We start from the raw sequence: 25,257 nt of genomic DNA, 5'->3' as shown, positions 1-25,257 counted from the left end.
ACCGGCTCCCACAGGCCATCTCGGGGCACGTCCCTCAACCATGCTTGGCCGCATCGGCGAGTTTCGTTGAGCAGGTTGTGGATGACGGGGGCGGACTGATCAATTGATGAGAATCGAACCGAGTGTTCCCAGAACAAGTGCTGGCCCCAGAGGAATATGACGAGGCCCGCTTCGTCCTCTGTCGGCTAAACGGACTAGCGCGTGCACGGCGCCGACTAGCAGTCCGATGGCGATGCCTTGAACCGCCGCCGTCCATCCTGTCCAGCCGAGGGCAAGCATGAGGAGAACCACGAGTCGGATGTCGCCGCCGCCTATGAATCCCGGAGTGATCAAGTATGCGGTGGTGAGCACCATAAGGCACACGGCGGCGCAGGCGAGGCTGCGGAGGAGCGGTTCCGGCTGCCTGTTTGCCGCAGTGGCACCTGCGAACAAGATCGCAATGGCCGCGGCGGTGACGACTATGGGCTTGGTGGGTAGGCGATGCTCGCGTAGGTCGATGGCTGCGAGCGGGATGATCAATGAGACCAGGACCGAGTACGCAACAAGCGTCGCGCCCATACCCAGTCTGGCCGCGAGTAGCGCATAGACGGCCATGCCGCAGGCCGTCACTAGGCGGTGGTTGACCGGAGTTGAGGTGGAAGCGCCAAGAGATCGCACCAGGGTGTTGGCGGGGTTGGTTACAACTGTTCCGACCAGTGTCCAGACTCCGATAAAGATCCAATCTTCCACCGTGTCCCTCCGGTTCTCGATGTAACCCAAATGATGGAACTGGGATTCTCCATGGTGGCAGCGTCAAGTCAATAGATCGCGGGATTGTCACGCTAGGTGTAGTTTGACCTAGAAATGACGTCGCCCGTTAGGCCGTTCGGGTTGTATCTGCGCTTTGGCGGCATTGCGTCATGTGCGACTCCACATGGAGACGTTGATGTCCCCTGGGTGAGTGGCTGTAGAAGTCATAGGACGATGCTGGTGAGCCCGTTGGGGCGAACTAACTCTCACTCTGGGGGTTCTTGTGTCTCCGAAGACGATCGCGGCCGTCGCCATGGCGGTGGTGGTGCTGACGGCGGGGTGCGGTGGCCCGTCCGCCGATCCGCCGCCGACCTCGGCCGGGCTGCCGACAAGCTCGACACCGAGCACCGCGGTGACGACGACTACCGAGTCGGCGGACGAGCGGGATGGCCGCGCGGCCTCCGACGCCTACCTCGGCATGTGGCGTGCGATGGCGCAGGCCGGGCTGACCTCGGACTGGCAGTCTGTGGAGCTGGCGAAGTACGCCAAGGGCGAAGCGTTGAGCACGATCACCCGCAGCCTCTACCGCGACCACACGAACCAGGTGGTGACCAAGGGCGAGCCGAAGAACAATCCGCAGGTCACCAGCGTGGAAAGCAACACGGTGAAGATCGCGGACTGCGGGGACAGCACCAACTGGCTGAAGTACAAGACCACGGGCGAACTGAAGGACGACACCCCTGGCGGGCGTCGGGCGATCACCGCGGAGGCGACGCGCCAGGACGATGGCTCGTGGCGGGTCACCTCGTTCGCCGTTCAGGCGGTGGGGACATGCTGAGGCTGACGATCTCCGCCGCCGGATTGGCCCTCGCCACGGCGGTGGCCTTCGCGCCCGCGGCGGCAGCGGACGATGGCTGGGGTGGTGCCGACTGCGGGCAGGTGCCCGTCGCCGGGTGTGATGTCAGCGCCGGGGGCGGCGGACACAACGGTGGAGCGGTGCATCTTCCCGGGACCGGCGGGGACGATGATTCCGCGGTTGGCCCGGACTACTCGGGGTGCCGGTGGGACAAGGTCGACGACTACTCGGAGCCGGGGCAGCCGACCACGGGCGGTGGTTGGTACCTGCTGACGTGCTTACCGGACTTTCAGGAAGGTCCGTTCTGGGTGGCGGATGCCGCTCCCGCGCCGGTGTCGCCGCGGGTGTTGGCGGAGACGGCGCGGAACAGGTTGTCGTTGCCGCGGCCGTCGGTCTCGGCGAGTCCGGCGCAGAACCAGCTTGTGAACCTGCCGACCTGGTTGTGGGTGGACCGCGGTGCGTGGGTGCCGGTGTCGGTGACCGCGTCGGTGCCGGGGGTGTCGGTGACCGCGACCGCGCGGCCGACGGCGGTGACCTGGTCGATGGGTGACGGGACGACGGTCACGTGCAACGGGCCTGGTGACCCGTTGCTCGGTGGTGATCCGCGGGCGGCGTCGCCGACGTGTGGGCACACCTTTCGGCGGGCGAGTGAGCGGTATCCGGTGACCGCGACGATTCATTGGTCGGTGTCGTGGGCGGGTGCCGGAACGGGTGGGACGTTCCCCGAGTTGACCACGTCGACCACGACGGCGTTCCGTGTGGTGGAGATCCAGGCTCTCGGCGCGCGCTGATCCATCCTGTGTAGACGTTCTCAATCTCATTCTTCTTGCTGGGTGCGCTGTTTCTCCGAATGCGTGCCGGGGCGGAGCTGTGCCTGAAGGAGGGCATCGGGTGGCAACTGTGACATCGCGGTCGGCCGCGGACGAGAGATCCGGTCCGCGTGGCTGGTCGAGCACCGGGCGGGCGGGACGTGCCGCGCCGGGTTCGCGGGTCAATGGGGTCGTGCGGCGGCGGCGTGCGCCGTATCTGTTGCTCGGGGTTCTGCTGGTGGTGGTGTGCGCGGGTGCGGGGGTGTACGTGGCAACGCAGGCGGGCAATCGGGTCACGGTGTTGGCGTTGGCGCGGGCGGTGACGGTCGGTCAGGTGCTTGTGGGGCAGGATCTGCGGCAGGTCAGCATGTCCGTCGACAGTGGACTGGACGTGGTGACGGCGTCGGAGTCGGCCACGGTGGTGGGGACGACGATGGCCTACCCGGCGCCTGCGGGGACGCTGCTCAGCAGAGGGCTTCTCGGCGCCGCAGAGGTTCCTGCCGCGGGGTCGGCGATCACCGCGGTGGGGTTGAAGGACGGGCAGTTCCCGCCGTCGCTGACCCCCGGCACGCACGTCCTGGTGCTCATCAGCCCACCAGCCTCCACCGGGACTTCGACGGCGTCGGTAGCGGCGCCGCGCACGGTTCGTGCGGTGGTGACCGATGTCCAGGCGCGGCAGAGCGAGCAGACCACGGTGGTGTCGCTGGAGCTGCCGGAAGCCGGTGCCCGTGAGTTGGCGGGCGCGTCCGCGGCGCAGGTGTCGGTGGTCGCGGTCGGGGGTGGTCGGTGATGTTGGTCGTGGTCTGCTCGGTCAAGGGTTCTCCGGGGGCGACGACCCTGTCGGTGGCGTTGGGCGCGCGGTGGACCGGCCCGGAGGAGCCGGTCGTGGTCGAGGCCGATCCGGGTGGCGGGGATCTGTTGGCGCGGTGGCGGCTGGAGGAGAACCCGGGGCTCAAGTCGTTGGCCGCGGCGGCGCGGCGCGACAGCGACCCCGGTCTGCTGGCCCAGCACGCCCAGGTGTTGCCCGGTGGGCTGCGGGTGGTGGCGGGGCCGGTCGGCGCGGAGCAGGCCCGGTCGGCGCTGGCGGTGTTGGCGGGTGGGTCGTCGTCGGTGGTGCGTGCCGCGGCGGAGGTGGCGGGGCAGGTGGTGATCTGCGATGTCGGGCGGATCGACGCCCAGTCCCCGGCGCTGCCGCTGCTGCGCGCCGCCGAGGTGACCGTGCTGCTGGCGCGGTCCAAAGATGACGAGCTGGCGCACGTCGCGCAGAAGCTCGACACCGTGGCGAAGTGGACACCGCACCCCGCTCTGGTGCTGGTCGGCGAGGGCTACCCAACCCGCGAGGTGGAGCGCGAGCTGGGGGTCGCCGTGCTCGCCCGGCTGCCTCATGACCCTCGTGGTGCCGCGGTGCTGGGCGGGCAGCCGGGGCGCCGCTCCCCGTCGCGGTCCGCTCTAGGCAAGGCCGCCGCGTCCCTGGCAGGACTCCTGCGCGCCCAAGCCCCCGCCCCGCAGGACGACCTGCCCGCCGATCTCCCCGCTCCCGATGTCCACCTGAACGGAACCCGCCCATGACCGAGACCACCTTCGCGCGAACGAATGTCGAGCCGAGTAGCGAGGTCGAGGCCATCGGCCGGATGCGGGAGTCGCTGCGCCTGGCCGTGGCGGCGCAGCTCGGTGACCGGGTCAGCGCGGACGACGCAGCCGGTCGAACGCCCATGACCCCGCCTGAGCGCCGCATCTTGGCCGCGGCGTTGGTGCAGGAGGCCGCGGACGCCTATGCCAACGGCGAGCTGGAGCGCGGCGGCACCCTGCTGTCCCCCGAGGTCGAGGCCCGGGTCACGGCCGCGGTGGTGGACGACCTGGTGGGGATGGGTGGTCTTCAGCCGCTGCTGGATGACGAGGCGATCGAGAACATCAACGTCAACGGGGACCGGGTGTTCGTCCGCTACGCCGACGGCCGCCGCGCCCGCCTGGCACCGGTCGTGCCGACCGACAGCGATCTGATCGACCTGATCCGGGATCTCGCCGCCCGCTCGGGGATGGAGGAGCGCCGGTTCGACCGTGGCTCGCCGATCGTGAACTTCCGGCTCCCGGACGGTGCCCGTGTCTCCGCGGTGATGTCGGTGACCGAGCGGCCGTCGGTGTCGATTCGGCGGCACCGCTACAGCACGGTCACTCTGGCCGAGCTGCGGGAGATGGGCACCCTGGACGTGGCGCTGGAGTCGTTCTTCGCCGCGGCGGTCCGGGCGCGGCGCAACATCCTGGTCGCCGGAGGTACCGCGATCGGGAAGACGACGATGCTGCGCGGGCTGGCGTCGGCGATCCCGCCCGAGGAGCGGTTGATCACGATCGAGGACGTGGCCGAACTCGGGTTCGGCGACGACGAAGACGCTCACCCCGACGTGGTCGCGTTGCAGGCGCGGGAGGCGAACATCGAGGGCCAGGGCGCGGTGAGCCTGGCCGACTTGGTGTGGCAGGCGCTGCGGATGTCGCCGGACCGGGTGATCGTCGGCGAGGTCCGCGGACGCGAGGTCATCCCGCTGACCAACGCCATGAGCCAGGGCAACGACGGCTCGATGGGCACCATCCACGCCAGTAGTAGCAAGGGCGTGTTCACCAAGCTCGCCGCCTACGCCGTGCAGTCCCCGGAGCGGCTGGACATCCACCAGACCAACATCCTCATCGCCTCCGCCCTGCACCTGGTGGTGTTCCTGGACAAGCCCCGCGGCGAACCCCACCGCCGGGTCGTGTCCTCCATCCGCGAAGTCGTCGACGCCGAGGGCTCCCAAGTCGTGTCGAACGAGATTTGGCGGCCCGGCAGCGACCGCCGCGCGGTCCCCGGTGCCCCGATCCGCACCGAGACCATGGAGCTGTTGGTGGACGCCGGTTTCGAGCCGGATCTGCTCGACAACCCGGACGGGTGGTGGCAGCCATGACCGCCACCACCGCACTACTCGCGCTCCTCGGCGTCGGTGTCGCCGCCGGCCTGTTGTTGATCGTTGCCGGTGCCCGCGGGGTTGAGGCCACGGACGTCCCGTCCAAGGCACAGCTCTGGATCGCCGGACTGCGTCGGCACGCCCACGCTCGCCTGCTCGCCGCCGCGGTGCTGGCAGGGTTGGTCGCGGGGATGGTCACCGGGTGGCTGGTCGGCGGGGCGTTGACCGCGCTGGCCGTGGCCGGGTTGCCGCAGGTGCTCGGCGGCACCCGCGGACACGACCGGGCGCTAGCGCGGATCGAGGGGATCGCGTCGTGGACGGAGATGCTGCGCGATGTCATCGCCGCCGCGGCCGGGCTGGAGCAGGCCATCCTCGCCACCGCCGCCACCGCCCCCGAGGCGATCCGCGGCGAGATCGAGGACCTGGCGACGCGGCTGGACCGCGGTGACCGGCTCGGCCCGTCCCTGCGGCTGCTGGCCGATGACCTGGCCGACCCGACCGCGGACCTAGTACTCGCCGCACTGGTGCTCGCCGCCGACCGCCAGGCCCGCCAGCTCGCCGAACTGCTCGGCGAACTCGCCGCCGAGGCGCGGGAGCAGGCCGCGATGCGGATGCGCGTGGAAGCCGGGCGGGCGCGGACCAGGACCAGCGTGCGGGTCATCCTGATCACCACACTCGCCTTCGCGGGCGGCCTGGTGGTGTTCAACCGTTCTTACCTGGAGCCCTACGACACCGCGTTCGGCCAGCTCATGCTGCTGCTCGTCGGCGCCCTGTTCGCCGTGTCGTTCGTCTGGCTCGGGCGCATCGCTCGACTGCGGCCCGCCGCGCGGGTCCTCGCCGGTCTCACCCACCTCCCCACTGGCGCGACGGAGGTCCAGCCATGATCACCGGCCTGCTCCTCGGCGTTGGGCTCGGCATCGGGCTGTGGTCCCTCGTCGTCTGGATCGCGCCGCCGCGGCAGGGTCTGCACGCGACGCTGGCCGCGATCACCGCGGCCCCCGCTCCAGCACCGCTGCTTACCGCGGACTCCGCAGGGTGGGGGTTGCGAGTCGGCAAACCGTTCGTCCGGCCCTTGGCCTCGCTCGGCCTACCGACGCCGCGGGCGCGGCGGGATCTCGCGGTGATCGGCAAGTCCCCACAGCACCACCTCGCCGAGATGGCCGTCTACGGCGTCACCGGCCTGATCCTGCCCACCCTCGCCCAAGCGCTACTGCTCGTAGCCGACATGCAGATGCCGTGGCAGATGCCCGCCCTGACCGGACTCATCCTCGGCATCGTCGGACTCCTTGTCCCCGACCTCACCGTCCGGCAGGAGGCAGCCCGTCGCCGAGACGCGTTCCGGCACTCCCTGGGGGCCTACCTCAACCTGCTGCGCGTCCTGCTCGCCGGTGGTGCAGGTGTCGACGGCGCGCTCACCGACGCTGTCAAGGTGGGCAACGGGTGGGCGTTCGCGCAGATCCGGCGCGCGTTGACCACCGCCGCCGCGACCCGCACCACACCGTGGGCCCGTCTCGGGCAGCTCGGCACGGAACTCGACGTCTCCGAGCTGTCCGAACTGGCCGCGTCGCTGTCGCTGGCCGGTACCGAAGGCGCTCGGGTCCGCGCGTCCCTGGCTGCCAAGGCCAGCGGGATGCGTACTCGGGAACTCACCCACGCCGAAGGGGAGGCCCAGTCAGCGACCGAACGCATGAGCCTGCCCGTCCTGATCCTGTTCCTCGGCTTCCTGATCTTCCTCGGATTCCCCGCCATGTCCCGCGTCCTCATCGGACTCTGATCACCCACTAGGAGAACCATGAACGTCCACCTGGCAGTCCTTGTCGCCCGCATCCGCGCCAACTGGCAGCGCCTGCGTGAAGACGAGAACGGATACAGCACCGAAACCGTCCTCGTCACCGCGCTGCTCGTGGTACTGGCCCTCGCCGCGCTCGCCATCCTCGCCGCGAAAGTGACCGAGAAGGCGAACGGCATCACGATGTGACCCCGCCCATGACCACAACCCCACCCCACACTCTGCGGGCACGCCTGCGGCGACTCGCTCGGGATGACCGCGGCGCGGTCTCGGTCGAACTCGTGATGGCCACACCAGTGCTGATCCTGTTGCTGCTCACGGTGATCCAGTTCGGGCTCTACTTGCACGCCTGTCATGTCGCGCAAAGTGCTGCGGCGCAAGGACTCTCTGCCGCACGCGTGGCGGGTGGCACGGCCGAGTCCGGTTCCACCGAGACCCGGCGCGCGCTGGATCTGCTGGGCAGCGGCGTCCTCGGCGGAACCACGGTCACGTCCACGCGGACCGCCGCGGACGTGTCGGTCGCGGTCACCGGTACAGCCGTGCAGGTGGTGCCCTTCCTGACCCTGACCGTGCACGCCGAGGCCCACGGTCCGGTCGAGGTCTTCCGAGGAGCGGGCTGATGCGCGTACGACTGAGATCGCGGTGGCAACGGCTACGCGTCGATGAGCGCGGGTCGGCAGCGGCAGAGCTGACGGTGTTCACGCCGGTAGCCGTGGCGCTGCTGTTGTTCGTCGTGTTCTGCGGGAGGCTGGCCGCTTCCGAGATGAGGGTGACCGACGCCGCGCACCAGGCCGCGCGCTCAGCGTCGATCTCCCGAACTCCTGGTCAAGCCGACCAGAACGCCCGCACCACCGCCGCGACCGCGCTCGCCCAAGCCGGGGTGACCTGCCAGAACCTCACGGTCGCCACCGACACCCAGGGCCTGCGCCCCGGCGCGGCGGTCACCGTCACCGTGTCGTGCACGGTCGGCCTGTCCGACCTCGGCTTGCTCGGCGTTCCTGGCAACCGCACGGTCAGCGCCACCTACACCTCCAACATCGACACCTACCGCGGAACCTGACCATGCCCCCACCCACCCTCCGCAGGCTGGCCGCCAACGCCCGCCGGTTGCGCCGCGACGACCGCGGGCGCGTCACCGCGTTCGCCGTGGTCATGGTCAACGCCTGCCTGTTCGTCGCCGGACTCGTCCTCGACGGCGGCATCGCCCTCACCGCCAAGGTCGACGCCCTCGGCCAAGCCCAGGAAGCCGCCCGCGCCGGAGCCCAACAAGTCGACCTCGGTGCCTACCGCGGCGGCGTGCTCCGCCTGGACGTCCCGCGCGCGAACCAGGCCGCGCGGGACTTCCTCGCCGCGACAGGGCATTCCGGCACGGTGACCGTCGCCGGGAACCGGGTCACCGTGACCGTCACGATCACCCGCCCCACCCAACTGCTCGGTCTCCTCGGCGTCGGGACAGTCACCGCGACCGCGACCGGCACCGCCGAGGCCGAACGCGGCGTCACCCGCGCCGACGCGTAACTCAAGAGGCCACCCATGACCAACCGGATGTCCGCTCTCGCCCGCAGCGTCGCCGCCGCCGCGGTGCTGGTGCTTGTGCTCGGTGGCCTGCCCTGGGCACTGGCCCACTACATCGGCTGGCCCCTGCCCACCCGGGTCCCGAACTGGAACGACATCACCGGGACCCTGCTGGCCCCGATGAGCACCAGCCTCGTCCTGGACGTCCTCACCTGCCTCGCCTGGTGGATCTGGGCCCTGTTCACCCTCGACGTCCTGCGCGCCGCCCGGGACGTGCTCCGCGGACTGCCGTTGCCCGACCTCCCAACCGCGGGCCCGATGCGCGCCGCCGCGGTCGTGCTGGTCGGCAGCCTCTTGGTGCCCCTGCTCGTCACCCGCACGCCCGCGGCACCCACCCACGTCGCCCTCGCCGCCCTGGCGACCCCCGCTACCTCGATCAGCGCCGCGGCCACCCCCACCCAACCGGCGCCTGCCACGCCGGTCCCGCTGGTCGCGCCGCCGCCGGGCATGGTGGCCATCGCCGACACCGTGCGCCTCCCGCAACACGGTGTGCACGACAGCCTCTGGCGCGTCGCCGACCGCCTCCTGGGCGACGGCAACCGCTGGCCCGAACTGCTCACCACCAACCGCGGCGTCCGCCAAGCCGACGGCCGCGCCCTCACCAACCCCGGCGTGATCCGACCCGGCTGGATCATCACCGCCTTCATCCCCGCCCAAGAGCTGGATATCCAGCCCCAGACAACGCCAGTGGACCCGCCGCCCCTTGTCCCCGAGCAACCGGTGCCCGCGCCGACGACACCTAACACGCCGACCACGCCTCCGACGCCGACGACCACAGCGTCCACCCAGACTCGGCCCACCTCCACCCCCAACACGACGGCAACAACTCCGCGCGCGCCTGAACGCCCGCCTGCGGACCTCGAATCCTCGGAGTCGACTGAACCTGTCGGCACCCTGACCACCGGCGCCTACGTCAGCCTGGGGTTGATCGCCGCGATCAGCACACTGGTGGTGGCGCTCCGGATGGCTCGTCGACGCCGGTACCGGCCCGGCAGCGGGGACCGCTCGGACCTCGCCCGCCCCATCGCCCCGGTCGTCCGCGCGATGCGCGCCCACCACGACGACTTGTCTCCAGGGCCGGACGCCGCCGAGGCCCAGGTCGGCCTGCTGCCCGCGGTTCCCGACGAGTCCGCACCGTCAACGGCGGTGCTCGTGCCGACAGCCCGGACGGCACCGCCAGGCCGCGGCCTGGACCTCACCATCGACCTCGCGCGAACCCGCGGAATCGGCCTGACCGGGCCGGGCGCGGCGGCGACCGCACGGGCGATGCTGCTGCACTTGCTCGCCCAGCACCGCGGGCGCGCCACGAGGGTCCTGATCCCCGAGCCCGACCTGGCCCTGCTCGGCCTCCCGCCTGCCGCGGCACCTGCCTCGCTGTGCATGCTGCCGACCCTGGACGACGTCCTCGACGAAGCCGAGACCGAACTGCTGAGCCGCACCCACCGACACCCCGACGACCGGGCCGACATACCGCCCCTGGTTCTGCTAGCCACCCCCGCACCGCACAACAATCGGCGCGCGCAGAACATCATCGACCTCGGCGCCACCGTGGGGATCGCGGCCATCCTCATCGGCCACTGGCGACCCGGCATCACCCTGCGCGTCCACGCCGACGGCACCGTAGGCGCCACCAGCACAGGCCCCGCCACCACGCTCACCGGCACCCGGCTCTACCACCTCGACCCCACCGACACCGCCGACCTCCTCCAGCTCCTCACCGAAGCAGCCGACGAACTCGACGACGAGGAGCCCGACCAGCTCACCGAGGAGCCCGCCACCGAAACAAGGCCACCATCCGAACCACTCACCCACGCGACCCCGCCACCACTGGCAGCTCTCCCCGCGCACCAACGACTCGACGCTTTCACGGCCGGGTGGCAGCTCACCGTGCTGGGCAACACCGACCTACGCCTGCACACCGCCAGCAACGCAATCGTCCCGGCCATCAGCCCCAAACACCGCGAAATCCTCGCCTACCTCGCCATCCACCCCGACGGCGTGCGCCGCGACATCCTCAACGACGCCCTATGGCCCGACGCTCCCCGCGCCCGCCCGTTCAACGCCCTGCACAACGCCGTGTCCACCCTGCGTAAACGCCTGGTCGAGGCCAGCGACGACCAGCTCGGCCAGCTCGTGCTCACCGACGACGGCCGCTACCGACTCGACCCTGCCCTCGTCCACGTCGACTACCACCAGCTCCAGCACGCGCTGGCCCACCCCGAGCCCGACACCGACCTCGCCGCCCTCTACCGCGGCGACCTCGCCCACGACATCGGCACCGACTGGATCGAGCCCGTCCGCGAACGCCTCCGCCGCGACGTCCTCGACGCCCTCAGCAGGCGCGCACTCCACCACGCGGACCAGCCCCACACCGCACTGGCCACCCTCGAACAAGCCCGCACGCTCGACCCGGTCAACGAAGCCCTGTACTGCCAGATCGCACGCCTCCAGGCCACCCTCGGCCAACACGACGCCGTCGCCCGCACCTTCGCCCTGCTACGCACCACGCTCGCCGACATCGACCAACGCCCCAGCCCCGACACGCTCAACCTGATGCGGTTCCTCCAGCAACGCCGCGCCCAACCGGACACAGCGGCAAGCTGACCGAGTACCCGGTTGCGTCAGCAGGCTTCGCTGCCGTCGTCGACGAGTCCTCGACGCTGCCGGTACCGCGTCCGCGCCTCGGCGATCACCTCGTCATGCCTGACCGCCCATCCGGCCAGCGCGCTCAACTCGGCCAGCAGGTCGTCCCCGGCCCGCGTCAGCTCGTAGGACACCGACCGCGGGAACGTCCGCTCCACCTCGTGGCGGACGATCAACCCGTTATCCACCATTCGCTGCAGCGTCCGCGCCAAGCTCCGCGGCTGGATGACCGCCTTCCGCCCCGACCACGGATCGAACGGCGCATCCGCCTGAATACGCTTCAACAACACCGAATAGTTGAGCTGGCCAGGCTTGAGCGCGACAAGAACATCACTCAGCCAATCGTATTCCAGGATATGCTTGAGGTCTCTCGACCTACGCAGAATATCCACATCCCCCATCGTCATCTCTCTCACTCCGTGATCAGTAAACGCTCAACCTCAACGATCGGTCGACCGCTGACGAGTGTGACAGTCTCAATATCGACATCTCCTCCCTGGCGCCGGTTCAACAAGGTTGCGAGATGCATCCTCACCGGGCGTGGCCGCCAACATACTATGAATAATGATCCTTTCCGAGGACAATCTCTACCTGTGTAGACGCTCGCTCTCCCAGAGTGGCTGGCGCAGGGGAATCTCGACGGAACGTAACCGTATGAATCCGGGCAGTTGTCCACGCACCTCCTCCTCCCACGCCTGCGCCCGTCCCTCCTCCCGCTAGGCGGGAGGAGGGTGCAAGTCGGGTCGCCGCTGATGGGAGGGGGTCCTAGATCCTCCCGCGTGTTGGCCAACTCGGCAGCAAGCCGGGTAGGTGCAAGTCGGCCTGGCTGTGCATGTGCCGGTCCGCGGTCCGCGGCTCCGGCTTGCCGCCTGGCGGGTCTACAGGTTTCAGCGTTGCTGTTTCTTCCGGCAAAAAGCACCGGAAGAAACAGCAACGCCACCCCGTGCGCACCTCCGCGTTTCGGCCCCGAATGGCGCACTTGCGGCCCGTGGAATGCCCCGTAGGATTCGCTGCCGCTCGATGATTTCGTCGACGCGCACTGTTGTCGGGCGTAGAAGCCCGTTCCTCTGTGTCTGCCGCCCTTCGTTCACACCATTGCGGCCGACGGCCGGCATCTCAGCGTCGCTCGATCGCCCAGCTAGGCGGCCGGACTCTTTCGACGACGTCCCTGTCCGCGATATGCGGCCCCCCGCCGCTTGGTCACGGAAAGGTAACGAGAGGAGGAGTGGGGTTGAAAAGTGTTGACCCTTGCTGTTGACTTCTACATGTCACCCCAACAGTCGGAGTCAACGGGAAGGCCAGTCGACAGGGCGGGGGCGTTGCCCCCTAGCTCTTGCGAACCGGTTGATCCTCTTTCCTCTGACGTTCGGACGACGAAAGTCCCGCAAAGCGCGGGCAACGGCTTGGGCCGTGCGGACAGCAGCGAAACCGTGCAGAGCAGCGTGAAGAACGACGCGTAGCCAAACGCGCATCCCTAGTCTGGGGTGTGTAGTAACTGCGCTTGCAGCTTCACTACGTAAAGCTCTTGCTATAGAGCGGAGTAGCGCGCATAAACGCATACCTACTACAGGTGTGTCCCAAGATAACTCCATGGTGGTCTAGCACCGACAGACGTCGCGATGCGTGGGCGTTCGGGGTTGTCTCAGGCGGTTGCCGACATTGGGCATTCGATGCTGAGGGCTTCGCTCTCACGTGCCCATAGCACGCCACACCCTTACGGGCATGGTTCCCTGCATTGCGCGCTAGACACAACGTCACTTCTCTATCTCTTGATTCACGCACTTCTGAGTGCGCGTGGTCATGCACGGTCTTCCCTTGCAGGTGACCGTGCGTGGCCACGCCTGCTTAGGCGAACACATGCATATACGGGTCTGGCCTGATGCCAGACCGGCAGGCACGCCGTGTCTTGGCTGCCCGCCGTCGTCGGGGGCGCGTTTCGGCCCCTTGCTTGCGTTGGCGAGGCCGGTAGCGGGTTGCCGCCCACTACCGGCCTCTTGGCACCACGGGAGTAAGCCCGCTATGCCTACGTTAACTCTACCCTTCGCCCCGCCCGTGCCCGTAGTCCAGTGCGACGGGTGCGGTGTTGAGACCGGTTGCACCACCGTCACGATGGACGGCAGCGAAGTCTGTGCCGATTGCCTCACCGGCTATGAAAAGTGCGGCCGATGCGATGAATACGCATCGTCGCTGACTGAGACGGACTTTGACCGTTCGGTCTGCGATGAGTGCGCGTGGGGCATGTCGACATGCGTCGAATGTGACACGCTCTCCGAGGACTCGCGCTCGACCGACAATGGTGGCGAGGTTTGCGACTCGTGCAGTGACGCGTACTGGTCGTGCGAGAACTGCTACATCCTCACCCGGAATGGCGACTACTGCGAGTCGTGCGAGCCGGAGCAGGCAGACGACGCGTCCGACTACATCCATTGCTACGACTACCGTCCGGCGCCGGAGTTTCACGGCACCGGACCGCTGTACCTCGGGGTCGAGCTGGAGATCAACACTCCGGATCTTGGCTACTGTGCCGAGACCGCGACTGATCATCTCGGGTCGGTGGGCTACCTCAAGGAAGACTGCTCGATCGGTCGCGGCTTTGAGATCGTGACTCACCCGATGTCCTACGACTGGGCCATTGGCCACTTTCCGTGGGGCATGTTGGACGAACTGGCCGCATTGGGTGCGAGCGGTGACGGGAACGGGCTGCACGTCCACGTCAGCCGCGCCGCGTTCGACGGACCGGCTCACGTGTTCCGGTGGCTGAAACTCTTCTACCGCAACCAAACCGAGGTCATCGAGATCGCGCGCCGAGAGTCGAACCAGTGGGCGCCGTTCTCTCCTGAAGGGCGCCGGTACGCCAAGCACGCAGCCAAGGGCGGCAAGTGCACCAACCGGTACCAGGCGATCAACGTGCAGAACGAACACACCTTCGAGCTGCGCATCTTCGCCGGCACGGTCAACGAAACCGAGGTGAAAGCCGCGCTGGCACTGGCAGCCGCGTCGGTGGAGTACACCCGCGCCCTGACCGTTCGGGACATCGCGACCGGGGGCGGGTGGGGCTGGGAGTCCTTCGCTCGCTGGGTTGCGGCACAGGGCATCTACCCCGACCTGGCCGACCAGATGGAGGCCCTGCCGTGTGCTTGCTGACGTTCTTCCCGGAGGGTGTCCAACCCAACGTCGCCGCGCTGGAGCGGGGGGCGTTGGCCAACGAGGACGGACACGGCTACGCGATCGTGACCGCCGATCGGCACCTGATCGTGCGCCACGGGATGAAACCCGATGCCCTCATCCGACAGTTCCAGAGCGACCGGGAGCAGCACCCCGACGGGCCGGCGCTGTTCCACTCGCGCCTGTCGACCGGCGGGACGACCAGCACCCGGAACTGTCACCCCTTCACCCTGGGAGACGACTCCCGCACGGTCTTGGCCCACAACGGGGTTCTTCCGTCGGAGCTATGGCCGCGGGGCCGGGACCGGCGGTGCGATACCCGGATCGCGGCGGAGGACTTCCTACCCCGCCAACCGTTCGGATCGTTGACCACCCGGCAGGGGCGAACGGCGTTCCAACGGTGGCTAGGCGCGTCCAACAAGGTCGTGATCTTGACCGTGAACCCACGGTACCGCCGGTCCGCCTACATCCTCGGTGAGGACAGCGGGATGTGGGATGGCGGCATTTGGTACTCGAACGGCAGCTATCAGGCGGAACCGGTCTCGGACCACCCGTTCCTGTTGGATGGCCAGTGCACAGGATGCCTTGAACTTGACTCCGTGGACTTCGTTACCGGCTTCTGCCGGGTCTGCGGAACCTGTATGGACTGCGAAGAGTTGGACGGCCACTGCGTGTGCTACCTCCCCGTCGGCTGGGCGACCAGATCCGACGATGTGGGCGGCCAGGTGTGGGAGACCTTCGACCAGCCGCCGTCCCTCTTCGATTGGGCCGCCCACTAGCCAGTCCTCATAGGACCTCCCTGCTCCTCCCATAGTGTTGCAATCGTGTGCCGGACGCCGCGTGCGTGGGGCGTCCGGCACACGCCGCTAGAAAGAAAGTCGCAAGTATGGATATCCAGCGCGTCACCATTCTCCGTGGCCACACCAGCCCGGACACCGCATACCTGGTCGACGACTACCCCTACGGACGCACGTTGCGGTGCCAGATCCGTTACTGGGTCGAGAACGGGAAGAGAGGCAAGCATCGGGGGCTGCAACGCTTCATGTCGCAGACCACCGACCCCCGACGGGACTACCTGTATTGGAACAACCCGAAAGCCAGCACCTACACCGACCTGGTGGTCATGTTCCTGAACTCCGAGGAACACGTCCGGTCGTTCCACGTGTCCGAGCACATCACGCCGGTCGCTGACGCCCGGTTCCGGCTCATGGGCTTGTACGACCAACTCGATGAGGGCACGCGGGCGCGGTATGACCTGCTGCTGCGCAGAGCGCAGGGCTACCTGCCGCCGTGGGAGCGGTTCGAGGCGACGCTATCCGCGCTCGCCTCGCACATCACCAGGCACGGCGCGGCCCCGCTGTTCGATGGTCCTGTCTGGACAGATGACACCGGAGAGCGGCACCACGTAGGGGAGTCCCCCGTCGTGTACCTCATGCTCGCCCACCAGCGAGCGGAGGAAACTCCGTGAGCGCGCCCGATCGCGGCGAGGGGCCGGTCGAGCCCACCGTGGTGCGGGTCGGGGACCTGGTGTTCCTTGACGCGTACCTGGTCGGTCTCGTGCCCGCCAAGGTGACCGGCTACACGGCTCACGGCAACATCGAGATCACGATCACCGCCACCCGACGCGGCCACCAGCGCGGCGACGAAACGACCTCAGGGCCGAACTACTGCGTGCCACGCGCACATGTCCGATGGCACGACGGTCGGCACGAGATCTCCGGCCGGTGGCGATTCGAGGGACTACCGCGCGAGTTCCAACCCTCCTGGCCCGACTGACACAGGTCCGCGTTCTGCGGTCTGGCCCCAGGTGTGTCGAACACCGGGGTCAGGTCGCAGACCTGAGCCGACACGCTCCGGTCCCGTCCGCGTCAGCGCACATGATCGCCCGACACCACAGCAAGAAGAAGATCATGACTGCCTCTGCCGTACCGCCCATCCCTGAGCCCCTGCGACAGCTCCCCACCGTGGGCGGACTGGTTGTTCCCTGGGTCACGCCCCGCACAGCCGACGGGCGATTCCTGTTCGGATCGGTCGATCGCGACCGCGTGGACCAAGCCCTACACGGACGGCTGTGCGGGGTCTGCGGCCTGCCGCTGGAACACCGCGCGGTGCTGATGATGCGCATGTCCGACGTGGCCCGCCAGTGCTCCAGCGAACCCGCCCTACATCGCTGGTGCGCGGCCTACACCATCCAAGCCTGCCCCATGATCAACGGCCGCCTGAACCACTACCGCTCCACCGCGCCCCGGCTGGACCCCAACATGGTGTCCGCACCCGACGCGGCGGCTCGCCACGGCGCCGCCGCGGAACCGTGGTTCGCGGTGTGGATCGCCGGATACCGCGTGATCACCGACCACGGGAACCTCGCCGCCTCCTACGCGGGCACCACACCCCTGCGGCTCCGGCCCATCACCTGGCGGTTCCCGCCGAGTCTCTAGCCGCTGCACCACACCGAACATCACCGCGGAGAGCGGCATGACCAAGACACGAACCCCTGTCAGCCGCCGCTACCCGATGTTCTACGTCTGGTCCTACGGGATGGGCGCTGAATCGACAGCGGGCCTCCTGCGGATGCTCACCGACCCCGCTGCGCGGCCCGACACGATCGCTCCGGACTTCTCGAACCTGATCATCGTCATCGCCCAAACCGGCGACGAGTGGAGCACCACGGGCAGGCTCGTGCAGCACTACATCCTGCCGTTGCTGCGCCGGCACCACGTCCGTCTGGTCGAGGTTGCTCGCAGCGGCCCCAGGAGGGCGGACGGTGTCGCAGTTCTCCAGGACACCCGCCAGCCCTACCGGCTGCACCTTGATGGGGTCTACAAGCTCTCGCGCGAGAACCGCGTCACCGGCACCATGCCTCAGCTCGGAGGGGTCCGGAAATGTAGCCAGAAGGCCAAGGGCGCTCCGCTGGACGCTTGGCGCGCCCGCGAGTTCGGCGACCAGCCCTACCTCCACGCCATCGGGTTCAACGCCGATGAAGGCGCCAGGATCACACGCGATGCCGCGTACTCCATGGGCGGACGGCGCATCCCGACCTACCCGATTCACGAGTGGGGATGGACCCGACAGGACTGTGTCGACTACCTCCTGCGAGAGCTGGGGGTGGTGTGGCCGAAGAGTTGCTGCCGCCACTGCCCGTACGCAGGCAACCGACTCGGCTGGCCCGAACAACGCGCCCGGTTCGCCGCCCTGCCCGAGGAAGCGGCGCAGCACGTCATCGACGAGTACGTGTGCCTGGCCCTCAATCCGCGCTCGGGCCTGTTCGGCCCCGGTAGGTCACTCATCACGCGGCTCCGCCGCGACCAGGTGACCGAACCCGTCACGCTAGCCGTCGCGCGAATGAAGACGATGCCGTGGGCGATCTACCGCGTGCGCCGCCTCTACCACGCTCCCGCGAACGCGATCCGATCCGTCGACCGGGTCCTGTTCGCGGGACACCGCACCATCCACACCGAACTGGCCGAGATCGGCCGACTCTCCGGCATCGCGTTGACCAGGAACGAACAGATCGCCGGAGCACCCGTCCGCGACGGCGACCGCGACATCCACCCCCGCCTCTGGCTCCGCAGACGCAGCGAGAGCACCTACCCCACCTTGGAGGAGTTCTACACCGTCGCTCCCGCCCTCGCGCAGGACAAGGAGCTGTCCACCTTCGCCGCCACGTGGGCCACCCACACCGACCCCGTCCTCGCGCGGCTGGAACACCGCGCGGAGGCGGCCATCACCGCCGTACATCGAGCCCGCCATGTCGCGGCCTGAAAGACCCAGCAAGGAACCGATCATGACCGTCCTCGACGACCTACGCGCCCGCCTGTTTCTTCTCCGCGCCGCCGAACCACCGGCGCCTGCCCTTCACCAGTACGTCGCCGTTCACGGAGTGGTCGAAACGGTCGAACACATCTGGGATCGCAGCGCGCCCGCCGCGGTCCTCAACGAGATCACCCGCCCGGGAGCGCAGATAGGCGACGACCTACGCGCACTCGACGCGGGCACGGCACGCGTCATCACACCCGAGGACAACGACTGGCCCACCGGCCGCCTCACCGCCTTGCCAGGTGGCGGCGCCCCGCTGGCCCTCTGGACGCGCGGCGACGCATCCCTTGCCGAACTCACCCACCAGGCCGTCACCATCACCGGCGCCCGCGCCGCCTCCCCCTACGGGGAGACGATCGCGGCGGAGATGAGCTACGACCTCGCCGAAGCAGGGGTGACCGTCGTCAGCGGCGGCGGGTTCGGTGTGGACGCCGCCGCCCACCGCGGCGCGCTCGCAGCCAACGGGCCGACCATCGTCGTCCTGGCGCACGGGGTCGACCAGACCTACCCCTCCGCACACGCCCGGTTGTTCCAGTCCGTGATCGACAACGGCGGGCTACTGGTCAGCGAGTACCCGATCGGTGCGCGACCATCTCGCGTCCGACTCCACACCCGGTGCCGACTGCTGGCCGCCCTCACCGCGGCGACCGTGATCGTCGAAGCGGGCCAGCGCAGCGGTGCCTTCGCCGTCGTCCGAGCCGCCAACGAGTTCGGCCGCCGGACCTACGGCGTACCCGGCCCCATCAACTCGGCCACGTCGGTGGGTGTCCACGAGCTGCTGCGCACCGGCGCCGCGACCCTGGCCAGCTCCGTCGAACACATCAACTACCAGGACGGCCTGCGATGACAGACCCCCACCACGTCCACACCGCGCTAGCAGCGCTCGACCTGCCCGCCGCATGGCGGATGGACGTGACGATCCGCCCACGACGCCGCACCGCGGCAATCCAAATCCACCCCGGGGGCACCGTCGTCATCCTGGTCCCACCGACGGCCGAACCGGACGACATCGCCCGGTTCGTCGACCGGCACCGCCACCGGATCGCCGAGCATGTCGACACGGCCACGCGTCTCGCTCCCAACCACGCGGTGAAGGACTTCGTCGACGGCGAGGAGTTCGCCCTACTCGGGCGCAGCTACCGACTCCGTCTCGTCACAACGCCACCGCCGGGCGTCGACCAGCTCCCTGCGATCACCGCGGACGGTGTCCTGTACGCGCGGAACCAGCGCCCGGAGCTGGTGCGTCGCGCGGTCATCGGCCTGTACCGGCAGGTCGGACTCGCGTGGCTGCGTCGCGAGGGTCGTCGCTACGAGGTCGACGGCCGGATCATCGGCCTCAGCTACGCCGTCCGCGACCTCGGACGCCGCCGCTGGGGCATCTACACCTCGCCCTCCGTCCACACCACCACGCTGCACTGGGCAGCGTTCGGCCTGCCGACCAGGCTGATCGAGTACGTGCTGGTCCACGAACAAGCCCACGCCACCCAGCCCGGAGGCACGGCCCACGGACGCGCGTGGCAACGACGGATGAGCCTGTGGATGCCCGACTGGCGACTGCGCCAGTCTGAGCTGGAAGAGGTGGGCCGTCACGCGTGGCTCGGCGACTGGAGCGGCAGGTCATAGAAGGTGCCGGTGGGTTTGTCCGGGTGGTGTCGTGCCAGGAACGTGAGCCTGGCACGACACCACCCGGTGTGGAGTCGAGGTGTTGTCGTCTTCGCCGTGGTACAACGTGGTCGAACAGCGGTGCGACTCACCCCACAGCAGACTCGGAGGCACGACGTGGACAGGGCAGAACACCTCAAGCTGCTCCAGGAAAGCGCCGCCGAGATTCAAAGGCTCCAGGACGAACTCCAGCAGATTCGTGATCAAGAAGCGGAGCTTCAAGAGCAGCGGGTCGCGAAGCTAGGCAAGCTCAAGAAGGCCCGCGACACGCGGCATAGGCGGATGACAGCCGCCATCGACGACAGCGTGCCCAAAGCTCAAGTCGCACGCGCCTCGGATATGGACCGCACCAACTTGTACAAACTACTAAGTGACTACAAGCTGTCGGACGACGATGATGAAGCCTCGACGACTTCCGAATGACGCCGATCCAGTAGGCTGTGCAGCCATGTTCTATGATTGAAGATTGATCTAACGCAAGCGGACCTGTTTTGGCGAACTGATTTCGCTAGACACAGTTCATCAACGCGCTGCTACGATTGGCCAATCGCGGCCCACAAGTAGCTTCGATACGCTGGCGGAGCAGCAGTATTCAACCTCACTCGCATCCCCGAAAAGCTGACGTATGGGCTCGCAGTGCCAGCCTTAGAGTGTTAGGAGTATGTCGGCCACAAACTCGGGATAGCGCTCCAACGCTCCGCTCGCGACTGAGATGTCGCGCAGGTTCTTCCAGAACATCCGACGTACGTGCGAGGGCGTCACGCCGAGTAGTCCAGCGACCTTGACCTCGACTGGCTCAGTGTCGCCTGGCATCCGACCACCACCGGTGCGGCGGCCGGCCGGGAAGTCTGTCTCTGGCAGCATCCGGTCTTGAGGGATGTGGTGCAGAACATCCATAGGCATCGCCGCGTTGACCGAGAAATAGCAACCAGCGGCGACGGCTGCGGCCACTTCCGTGGGGGTGCCAAGGAACCAGTGCAGGACGAGACCGGGATGAGTGTGGGTGCGAACCGTGTCGATCACGGCGGCCGTGCGACCGGTGCTATGTACCGAGATCAGAACCGGCTGCCCCTGCGCGGCCTGTAGGGCAGCGGCGAATACCGCGGTCTGTCTTTCCTTCGAACCGCGGCGATCAAGGCCGATCTCACCGACGAGCGGCAGCCGGCTTGTCAATGTGGCTGCTCGTTCCGGAGTGAAGGTGTCGAGCGCCTCGGGCACCGCTGGGTGGGCACCCCAACCCCAGATCAGGCGATCGTCGTTGCGTCGCCGCAGCGCGGCGTAGCCCTCATCCAGGGTGCGGGAGACGGCGTAAACCACGCAGTCGCCGAGTCGTCGGATCTGCTCGGTAGTGACGTCGGGAGCGATGTGGGCGTGGCAGTCGAGGCGGGGCAGGTCAGGGTAGAGGGACACGGGCAATCTCCTGCAGACCGCGTGCACATAGGGCTACGGCGGCGTCGAGGTCGAAGTCGTCCGGCCAGGGGCCGCAAGCCAGCAGTTCATCTTCGGAGATGCCTCGGCGGAGTGCCTCCTGGATCGCCTGGACGTCGTCGGAGCGATTGTTGATTAGCCTTGGACGGGAAGCTGCTGGCAGAGTGTCAGTCAAGTAGGGTGTCCGATCGTCGAGGCCAGCCGCGGATATTGCACTCCTTCGGACAATGCACGGTACGCACAGACCGCAGCCGTAGTTGGGGTCGCCGCCCTTGTAGTACGTCCCGTCCAGCTTGCCGCAGGACAGCGAGGTGGCGACGACTGAGGCAAACGCCGCCGGGTCTACATGGGCCACTGCTTGCGCTACGAGTTCACCTTTGGTGAGCCCAAGGTAGGGGTCGTCGATGGCGACGCCGATGCCGAGCGTGGCTAGAAGGCGGTTGATGCGAGCGAACGTGGTCGGATGCGTTGAGCGCGTTGACAATGCACCGCCACGGGCTGTCGTGAGTGGAATGTTGATGCTGGTGTAGCCATTCTCTGGCACCACCACACGGCTCGCTCCACGGGCGGTCGCAGCGGCGGCTGCCAGGGCAGCGAACAGCAGACTCCGGCTCCGACTTGACGATTCCGCCTTCGCGCCGTTCTGCGTGAATGTGACGGTCAGGAACTCTGGCGGGTTGGTCGCGCGCTCGGTAAGCCACTCGCGGATCTGGCGCTGAGCGTGCTTAACGGCCGTTGTGCCGTCCGCGTGGCTCAGAAAGAGGCGGCTGGTCCCGTCGTTGAGCTGATCCACGGCGCCACACAGGGAATCGAGACCGCCGCTGAGCAGAGCCACCTCACGGACAGGCGGCTGGATAGGAAGCTCGGAAGCTTCGCTTGGCCCGGCGGGTACGACTCGGATGGTCCAGTCGTCGGCCGTCAGCCACCACAGGAGGTCCGCGACCTGCTCGACGGCGTCCGCGGTCCAGGCTGCCGTCTCGGTCACATGCACGGTCAGCTCGATCGTGCGGGTGAACGCCTGGCCTCGGCTGGTCAGCCGGTCCGCGAGGTAGGCGCCAGCGCATATGCGTAGCAGGTCGGCTGCGACGGGATGCGGCGTTGCCAGCCGAGTGAGGCTCCAGTCGAGGTTGCCGCTGATTGGTCCCGTCATTCCGCTCGTACGGCTCCAGTACAGGGGCCGTGCGCCCGGATCGAATTGGCTGGCGTCGGTGGGCAGGAGTTCAAACTGGCTCATGGCGTACCCGCTTTGATCAGTCGCAACGCTTCACCGGTGATCTTGGCTGTGATGTCGGCCAGGTTCTGCACTGACGGTCGGTCCTGCGTCGACACCTCGATGCGCTGCACGCGCCGCTTCAGCCAATCGCGCAGCTGGCGTTCGGCCCTGTCGACCTGCTGTTGGTTGCGGCCACGGGTGGCTCGGGCAGCCTGGAGTTCAACCAGGCTCTGCTGAAAGATCCATTCCGCGACGAAGTTGCGGATGCTGACCTCGGGCGGTGGGGGTGTGTCGGCCAGTAGCACCGACTTGAGATGCTCGATGGTAGCCCGCTTGAGGGCATAGTCGTCGGGGTGACCGGCCTCTCCGATTGTCGCATCGATGATCTTGGCCAGCTGAACACGAGGCGACAGCTGCGATAGTTCGCCCAGATCGAGCCCCAGCTCGCGGAGGCCGGCGGCATCACCAAGGCGAAGCGCGTACGCACCACCCAGTGCGGCACCCCCGCGACGAGCGCCGGACGTCACCTGCCGGCGCGATCCGCCTCCCGCTCGGCCAGACGTGCCGCTCCGGCCGGTTGTACCTCCTCCGCTCCCGCCACCCCCGCGACCACGTGGCAATAGCGTCGATAGTGGAACCGAACTGGCGGGTCGTCGCGATTGTGAGTCATCGGCGAGCAGTGCCGCGGCAATCGCGGCTGCGACCGCTGCCGCTGCGGCATCTGGGGCAGGCTGTGGGTTGTCGGGAGGCGGTGGTGGCGCATCGGATCCCGTACCGGCCCCTCCGCCGCCCAGACCATCAAATGCCTGGCGGGCGTTCTGCCAGTTCGTGGAGCCACTGCCGCCGTACGATCCAGAGGTACCCACTACTGTCCCCGCGCTATTCGGACGGCCTCACGAACGGCAGGATCGACGCTTTCGTCGGTTTCGAGCTGGTCGGCGAGACCGCTCAGGACGGGTACGGTGCTCTCGGCCAATTCGAGGGCATTGCGCAGTTCGAGCCTATGCCAGCAGCTCTGCCGGATACCATCGGCGATCTCGTCCGCCAGCTCTGGCCGGGCCTTGGCCATCTCCACCAGCGAGCTGACAAGATCCACGATGGTTTCGAGCTTGCGTACGCGGCCGAATAGCCCGGCGACGACGGCTCGCTGCTCAGGGAGCGCCTTGCCCTCGATGCGGCCCAATGCGTCGGTCCGGATGGTCTCCGTCGGCGAGGACAGGTCGGCCACCAGCTGCGCCTGCTCGTCAGTCAGGTTAGCGCCAGCGACCAGACTGGTGAGCGATGCGGCAAGCGTGAGGTACGGCGCGAGCGGCTCCGCGGCCAACCACGGCTCGGCCGCAGCCCAGTCTCGTGTCTCTTCACTGACCTTGCCTGGCCGGTCTTCGGTTTCCCTGCGGCCCCACTCCTCCCACTCCGCGATCAGCTCCTGGCGTTCCGCCTCAGACAGGCTCACTAGGTGCTCAAACTCGTTGAGGAACCGATCTTCAAGAAGGTAGAGCTTGGCCAGCACGGCTGGCGCGATCGTCAGCCCTTGCGTCATGGCGATCTGGTTTCGGACACCGAATGCGTTGAGGAAGCGCTTCACGTGACGCGGGTTACTGGCCTTGTCGGACGCCAGTCCGGTGGCGATCTGATCGGCCAGCTTGAGCAGGGACTCATCCGGTCGCCAAGCCAGCCGGTCAAGGTCTGCCAGGAGCGGTGTCTGACCGGCCTGCCTGCGTGCGCGGCAGTGCTCAACCAAGCTGGTATAGGTCTCATTGTTGGGGCTGGAACCTGCTGCCAGGAGCAAGGCGACGTAGTTGGAGGTTTCGTCCGCTGTCAGCCGCGCTAGGGAGATCGGCAGCTGGACGATCTTTTCGAGGTATCGATTCGCGAAGATCTCGCTCCGACCGCTGGCATCGAGGCTCGCAGCGATGGCGTCTCGGACCATCTCCTGGTCGGCCGCCAAGACAAAGGTCATCTTGGGCACCGACAGGAACAGCTTGATAGCTTCCAGCGTCGCCATCGCAGCATCCGGCAGACAACGATCAAGATCATCGACGAGGACAATCACGCGCTTAACCTGCGGCAGGTTGTCTTTCAAGAAGTTCGCAAACGCTGGCCGAAAGCCGGACATTGATTCAGGTGTTTCACGAGCTTTGGGCTTGAAAGCTTCGATTACTTCTACGGGATCCCATTGCATTGTGATGGCACCCTTGGCGACGGCCTTGGTGACGCGGGACCAACTGACCCGCTTCACAAGGTCCTTTACTTTTGCGCCAACCTCACCATCGCCCTTGAATTTCTTCTCAAGCTCATGCAGGACTTCTGCGATAAGAGTGCCGCGTACATCGTCGTGGTCGTCATATTCCCATGGGTCGGTACGGACGACTACGTAGCCCGAATGGCCTTTGAGGCGTTCTTCAACCATTCCGAGTACCGATGTTTTCCCGCCGCCCCACGGCGCATGGATACCAATGGTGAGTGGGTCTAGGCCCTCGACCGCCAAGGCGCCTTCAACAGCTGCGACCACCGTGTCGAAGCCCAGCAGGTCAACGGCCGACGGGTTGTCATCCCACAGGGCCATCCGGGCCGGGTTAAGGCTGGTCGTCACGGCACCTCCATGATCCTCGGCGACCGACATAGACTCGGTCACCCCT

At 67.7% G+C, this 25,257-nt stretch carries 28 protein-coding genes; 21 read left to right on the top strand and 7 right to left on the bottom strand.

Going from position 1 to position 25,257, the window contains the following annotated elements:
• Window positions 1–99 precede the first annotated feature (99 nt).
• Entirely contained in the window at window positions 100–729 is a 630-nt protein-coding gene (locus LV75_RS02215; RefSeq protein ID WP_253884883.1) for a prepilin peptidase, read from the bottom strand.
• 283 nt (window positions 730–1,012) lie between these two features.
• On the opposite strand from LV75_RS02215, the gene LV75_RS02210 reads away from it, so the two are divergent.
• The gene (locus LV75_RS02210) at window positions 1,013–1,567 is read left to right on the top strand and encodes a hypothetical protein (RefSeq protein WP_253884882.1); all 555 of its coding nucleotides are present in this window, start codon (window positions 1,013–1,015) and stop codon (window positions 1,565–1,567) included.
• A gap of 307 nt (window positions 1,568–1,874) precedes the next feature.
• On the opposite strand, the gene LV75_RS02205 is transcribed toward LV75_RS02210, so the two are convergent.
• The gene (locus LV75_RS02205; RefSeq protein ID WP_253884881.1) at window positions 1,875–2,150 is read right to left on the bottom strand and encodes a hypothetical protein; all 276 of its coding nucleotides are present in this window, start codon (window positions 2,148–2,150) and stop codon (window positions 1,875–1,877) included.
• Window positions 2,151–2,247: 97 nt separating this feature from the next.
• Between LV75_RS02205 and LV75_RS34710 the strand changes: the two genes are divergently transcribed.
• The 11 genes from LV75_RS34710 to LV75_RS02155 all read left to right on the top strand — a co-directional run bounded on the left by LV75_RS34710 (window position 2,248) and on the right by LV75_RS02155 (window position 11,295).
• Entirely contained in the window at window positions 2,248–2,376 is a 129-nt protein-coding gene (locus tag LV75_RS34710) for a hypothetical protein (RefSeq protein ID WP_285469935.1), read from the top strand.
• 100 nt (window positions 2,377–2,476) lie between these two features.
• Window positions 2,477–3,184, top strand: coding sequence for a hypothetical protein (locus LV75_RS02200; RefSeq protein WP_253884880.1), 708 nt, complete (start codon window positions 2,477–2,479; stop codon window positions 3,182–3,184).
• The gene (locus tag LV75_RS02195; protein WP_253884879.1) at window positions 3,184–3,963 is read left to right on the top strand and encodes a chromosome partitioning protein; all 780 of its coding nucleotides are present in this window, start codon (window positions 3,184–3,186) and stop codon (window positions 3,961–3,963) included. Before LV75_RS02200 ends, LV75_RS02195 begins: the two co-directional genes overlap by 1 nt.
• Window positions 3,960–5,327 (top strand): TadA family conjugal transfer-associated ATPase, encoded by a 1,368-nt coding sequence (locus tag LV75_RS02190; protein WP_253884877.1) that lies wholly within the window; start codon window positions 3,960–3,962, stop codon window positions 5,325–5,327. Before LV75_RS02195 ends, LV75_RS02190 begins: the two co-directional genes overlap by 4 nt.
• A complete protein-coding gene (locus tag LV75_RS02185) occupies window positions 5,324–6,211 on the top strand; it encodes a type II secretion system F family protein (protein WP_253884875.1) in 888 nt (295 codons plus the stop codon). Before LV75_RS02190 ends, LV75_RS02185 begins: the two co-directional genes overlap by 4 nt.
• Window positions 6,208–7,101 (top strand): type II secretion system F family protein, encoded by an 894-nt coding sequence (locus LV75_RS02180; protein ID WP_253884874.1) that lies wholly within the window; start codon window positions 6,208–6,210, stop codon window positions 7,099–7,101. Before LV75_RS02185 ends, LV75_RS02180 begins: the two co-directional genes overlap by 4 nt.
• Window positions 7,102–7,119: 18 nt before the next feature.
• Window positions 7,120–7,305 carry a hypothetical protein gene (locus tag LV75_RS02175; RefSeq protein WP_253884872.1) on the top strand — a complete coding sequence of 62 codons (186 nt, stop codon included), beginning with the start codon at window positions 7,120–7,122 and terminating at the stop codon, window positions 7,303–7,305.
• 8 nt (window positions 7,306–7,313) lie between these two features.
• The gene (locus LV75_RS02170) at window positions 7,314–7,736 is read left to right on the top strand and encodes a TadE/TadG family type IV pilus assembly protein (protein ID WP_301318452.1); all 423 of its coding nucleotides are present in this window, start codon (window positions 7,314–7,316) and stop codon (window positions 7,734–7,736) included.
• A complete protein-coding gene (locus tag LV75_RS02165) occupies window positions 7,736–8,176 on the top strand; it encodes a TadE/TadG family type IV pilus assembly protein (RefSeq protein WP_253884870.1) in 441 nt (146 codons plus the stop codon). The genes LV75_RS02170 and LV75_RS02165 overlap by 1 nt, the downstream gene beginning before the upstream one ends.
• A 2-nt stretch (window positions 8,177–8,178) precedes the next feature.
• A complete protein-coding gene (locus LV75_RS02160; protein ID WP_253884869.1) occupies window positions 8,179–8,634 on the top strand; it encodes a TadG family pilus assembly protein in 456 nt (151 codons plus the stop codon).
• Window positions 8,635–8,649: 15 nt separating this feature from the next.
• On the top strand, window positions 8,650–11,295 hold the full coding sequence (locus tag LV75_RS02155) for a BTAD domain-containing putative transcriptional regulator (RefSeq protein ID WP_253884867.1): 2,646 nt from the start codon (window positions 8,650–8,652) through the stop codon (window positions 11,293–11,295).
• A 17-nt stretch (window positions 11,296–11,312) separates the two neighbouring features.
• On the opposite strand, the gene LV75_RS02150 is transcribed toward LV75_RS02155, so the two are convergent.
• Entirely contained in the window at window positions 11,313–11,741 is a 429-nt protein-coding gene (locus tag LV75_RS02150) for a winged helix-turn-helix transcriptional regulator (protein WP_253884865.1), read from the bottom strand.
• 1,702 nt (window positions 11,742–13,443) lie between these two features.
• On the opposite strand from LV75_RS02150, the gene LV75_RS02145 reads away from it, so the two are divergent.
• The 9 genes from LV75_RS02145 to LV75_RS02105 all read left to right on the top strand — a co-directional run bounded on the left by LV75_RS02145 (window position 13,444) and on the right by LV75_RS02105 (window position 20,400).
• On the top strand, window positions 13,444–14,478 hold the full coding sequence (locus LV75_RS02145) for an amidoligase family protein (protein ID WP_253884864.1): 1,035 nt from the start codon (window positions 13,444–13,446) through the stop codon (window positions 14,476–14,478).
• The gene (locus LV75_RS02140; protein ID WP_253884863.1) at window positions 14,466–15,278 is read left to right on the top strand and encodes a class II glutamine amidotransferase domain-containing protein; all 813 of its coding nucleotides are present in this window, start codon (window positions 14,466–14,468) and stop codon (window positions 15,276–15,278) included. The genes LV75_RS02145 and LV75_RS02140 overlap by 13 nt, the downstream gene beginning before the upstream one ends.
• A gap of 107 nt (window positions 15,279–15,385) precedes the next feature.
• Window positions 15,386–15,967, top strand: coding sequence for a hypothetical protein (locus LV75_RS02135; protein WP_253884862.1), 582 nt, complete (start codon window positions 15,386–15,388; stop codon window positions 15,965–15,967).
• Window positions 15,964–16,275 carry a hypothetical protein gene (locus LV75_RS02130; protein WP_253884861.1) on the top strand — a complete coding sequence of 104 codons (312 nt, stop codon included), beginning with the start codon at window positions 15,964–15,966 and terminating at the stop codon, window positions 16,273–16,275. The genes LV75_RS02135 and LV75_RS02130 overlap by 4 nt, the downstream gene beginning before the upstream one ends.
• Window positions 16,276–16,544: 269 nt before the next feature.
• Complete coding sequence (locus LV75_RS02125) at window positions 16,545–16,937, top strand: hypothetical protein (RefSeq protein WP_253884859.1); 393 nt, start codon at window positions 16,545–16,547, stop codon at window positions 16,935–16,937.
• Between the two features lie 37 nt (window positions 16,938–16,974).
• On the top strand, window positions 16,975–18,261 hold the full coding sequence (locus LV75_RS02120) for a hypothetical protein (RefSeq protein ID WP_253884858.1): 1,287 nt from the start codon (window positions 16,975–16,977) through the stop codon (window positions 18,259–18,261).
• Window positions 18,262–18,283: 22 nt separating this feature from the next.
• Window positions 18,284–19,162 (top strand): DNA-processing protein DprA, encoded by an 879-nt coding sequence (locus tag LV75_RS02115; protein WP_253884857.1) that lies wholly within the window; start codon window positions 18,284–18,286, stop codon window positions 19,160–19,162.
• Window positions 19,159–19,938 carry a M48 family metallopeptidase gene (locus LV75_RS02110; protein WP_253884856.1) on the top strand — a complete coding sequence of 260 codons (780 nt, stop codon included), beginning with the start codon at window positions 19,159–19,161 and terminating at the stop codon, window positions 19,936–19,938. The genes LV75_RS02115 and LV75_RS02110 overlap by 4 nt, the downstream gene beginning before the upstream one ends.
• Window positions 19,939–20,094: 156 nt before the next feature.
• Window positions 20,095–20,400: a hypothetical protein gene (locus LV75_RS02105; RefSeq protein WP_253884855.1), complete on the top strand. Its 306-nt coding sequence runs from the start codon at window positions 20,095–20,097 to the stop codon at window positions 20,398–20,400.
• A 222-nt stretch (window positions 20,401–20,622) separates the two neighbouring features.
• Here the strand turns inward: LV75_RS02105 and LV75_RS02100 are convergent, their stop codons facing one another.
• The 4 genes from LV75_RS02100 to LV75_RS02085 form a co-directional block, all read right to left on the bottom strand.
• A complete protein-coding gene (locus LV75_RS02100) occupies window positions 20,623–21,387 on the bottom strand; it encodes a TatD family hydrolase (protein WP_253884852.1) in 765 nt (254 codons plus the stop codon).
• On the bottom strand, window positions 21,371–22,639 hold the full coding sequence (locus LV75_RS02095; protein WP_253884850.1) for a hypothetical protein: 1,269 nt from the start codon (window positions 22,637–22,639) through the stop codon (window positions 21,371–21,373). Before LV75_RS02095 ends, LV75_RS02100 begins: the two co-directional genes overlap by 17 nt.
• Window positions 22,636–23,145 carry a Qat anti-phage system associated protein QatB gene (locus tag LV75_RS02090; protein ID WP_253885014.1) on the bottom strand — a complete coding sequence of 170 codons (510 nt, stop codon included), beginning with the start codon at window positions 23,143–23,145 and terminating at the stop codon, window positions 22,636–22,638. Before LV75_RS02090 ends, LV75_RS02095 begins: the two co-directional genes overlap by 4 nt.
• 338 nt (window positions 23,146–23,483) lie before the next feature.
• On the bottom strand, window positions 23,484–25,211 hold the full coding sequence (locus tag LV75_RS02085; protein ID WP_253884849.1) for a KAP family P-loop NTPase fold protein: 1,728 nt from the start codon (window positions 25,209–25,211) through the stop codon (window positions 23,484–23,486).
• Window positions 25,212–25,257 lie beyond the last annotated feature (46 nt).

The sequence above is a fragment of the Actinokineospora diospyrosa genome (genome assembly GCF_024171925.1).
Taxonomy (GTDB): Bacteria; Actinomycetota; Actinomycetes; order Mycobacteriales; family Pseudonocardiaceae; genus Actinokineospora; species Actinokineospora diospyrosa.
This window is presented reverse-complemented; position numbering and strand designations above follow the sequence as displayed.

Coding starts and splice junctions, on each gene's coding strand:
- LV75_RS02195 (WP_253884879.1), top strand. CDS start 3,184: ATGTTGGTCGTGGTCTGCTCGGTCAAGGGTTCTCCGGGGGCGACGACC.
- LV75_RS02190 (WP_253884877.1), top strand. CDS start 3,960: ATGACCGAGACCACCTTCGCGCGAACGAATGTCGAGCCGAGTAGCGAG.
- LV75_RS02185 (WP_253884875.1), top strand. CDS start 5,324: ATGACCGCCACCACCGCACTACTCGCGCTCCTCGGCGTCGGTGTCGCC.
- LV75_RS02180 (WP_253884874.1), top strand. CDS start 6,208: ATGATCACCGGCCTGCTCCTCGGCGTTGGGCTCGGCATCGGGCTGTGG.
- LV75_RS02175 (WP_253884872.1), top strand. CDS start 7,120: ATGAACGTCCACCTGGCAGTCCTTGTCGCCCGCATCCGCGCCAACTGG.
- LV75_RS02170 (WP_301318452.1), top strand. CDS start 7,314: ATGACCACAACCCCACCCCACACTCTGCGGGCACGCCTGCGGCGACTC.
- LV75_RS02165 (WP_253884870.1), top strand. CDS start 7,736: ATGCGCGTACGACTGAGATCGCGGTGGCAACGGCTACGCGTCGATGAG.
- LV75_RS02160 (WP_253884869.1), top strand. CDS start 8,179: ATGCCCCCACCCACCCTCCGCAGGCTGGCCGCCAACGCCCGCCGGTTG.
- LV75_RS02155 (WP_253884867.1), top strand. CDS start 8,650: ATGACCAACCGGATGTCCGCTCTCGCCCGCAGCGTCGCCGCCGCCGCG.
- LV75_RS02150 (WP_253884865.1), bottom strand. CDS start 11,741: ATGACGATGGGGGATGTGGATATTCTGCGTAGGTCGAGAGACCTCAAG.
- LV75_RS02145 (WP_253884864.1), top strand. CDS start 13,444: ATGGACGGCAGCGAAGTCTGTGCCGATTGCCTCACCGGCTATGAAAAG.
- LV75_RS02135 (WP_253884862.1), top strand. CDS start 15,386: ATGGATATCCAGCGCGTCACCATTCTCCGTGGCCACACCAGCCCGGAC.
- LV75_RS02120 (WP_253884858.1), top strand. CDS start 16,975: ATGACCAAGACACGAACCCCTGTCAGCCGCCGCTACCCGATGTTCTAC.
- LV75_RS02115 (WP_253884857.1), top strand. CDS start 18,284: ATGACCGTCCTCGACGACCTACGCGCCCGCCTGTTTCTTCTCCGCGCC.
- LV75_RS02110 (WP_253884856.1), top strand. CDS start 19,159: ATGACAGACCCCCACCACGTCCACACCGCGCTAGCAGCGCTCGACCTG.
- LV75_RS02095 (WP_253884850.1), bottom strand. CDS start 22,639: ATGAGCCAGTTTGAACTCCTGCCCACCGACGCCAGCCAATTCGATCCG.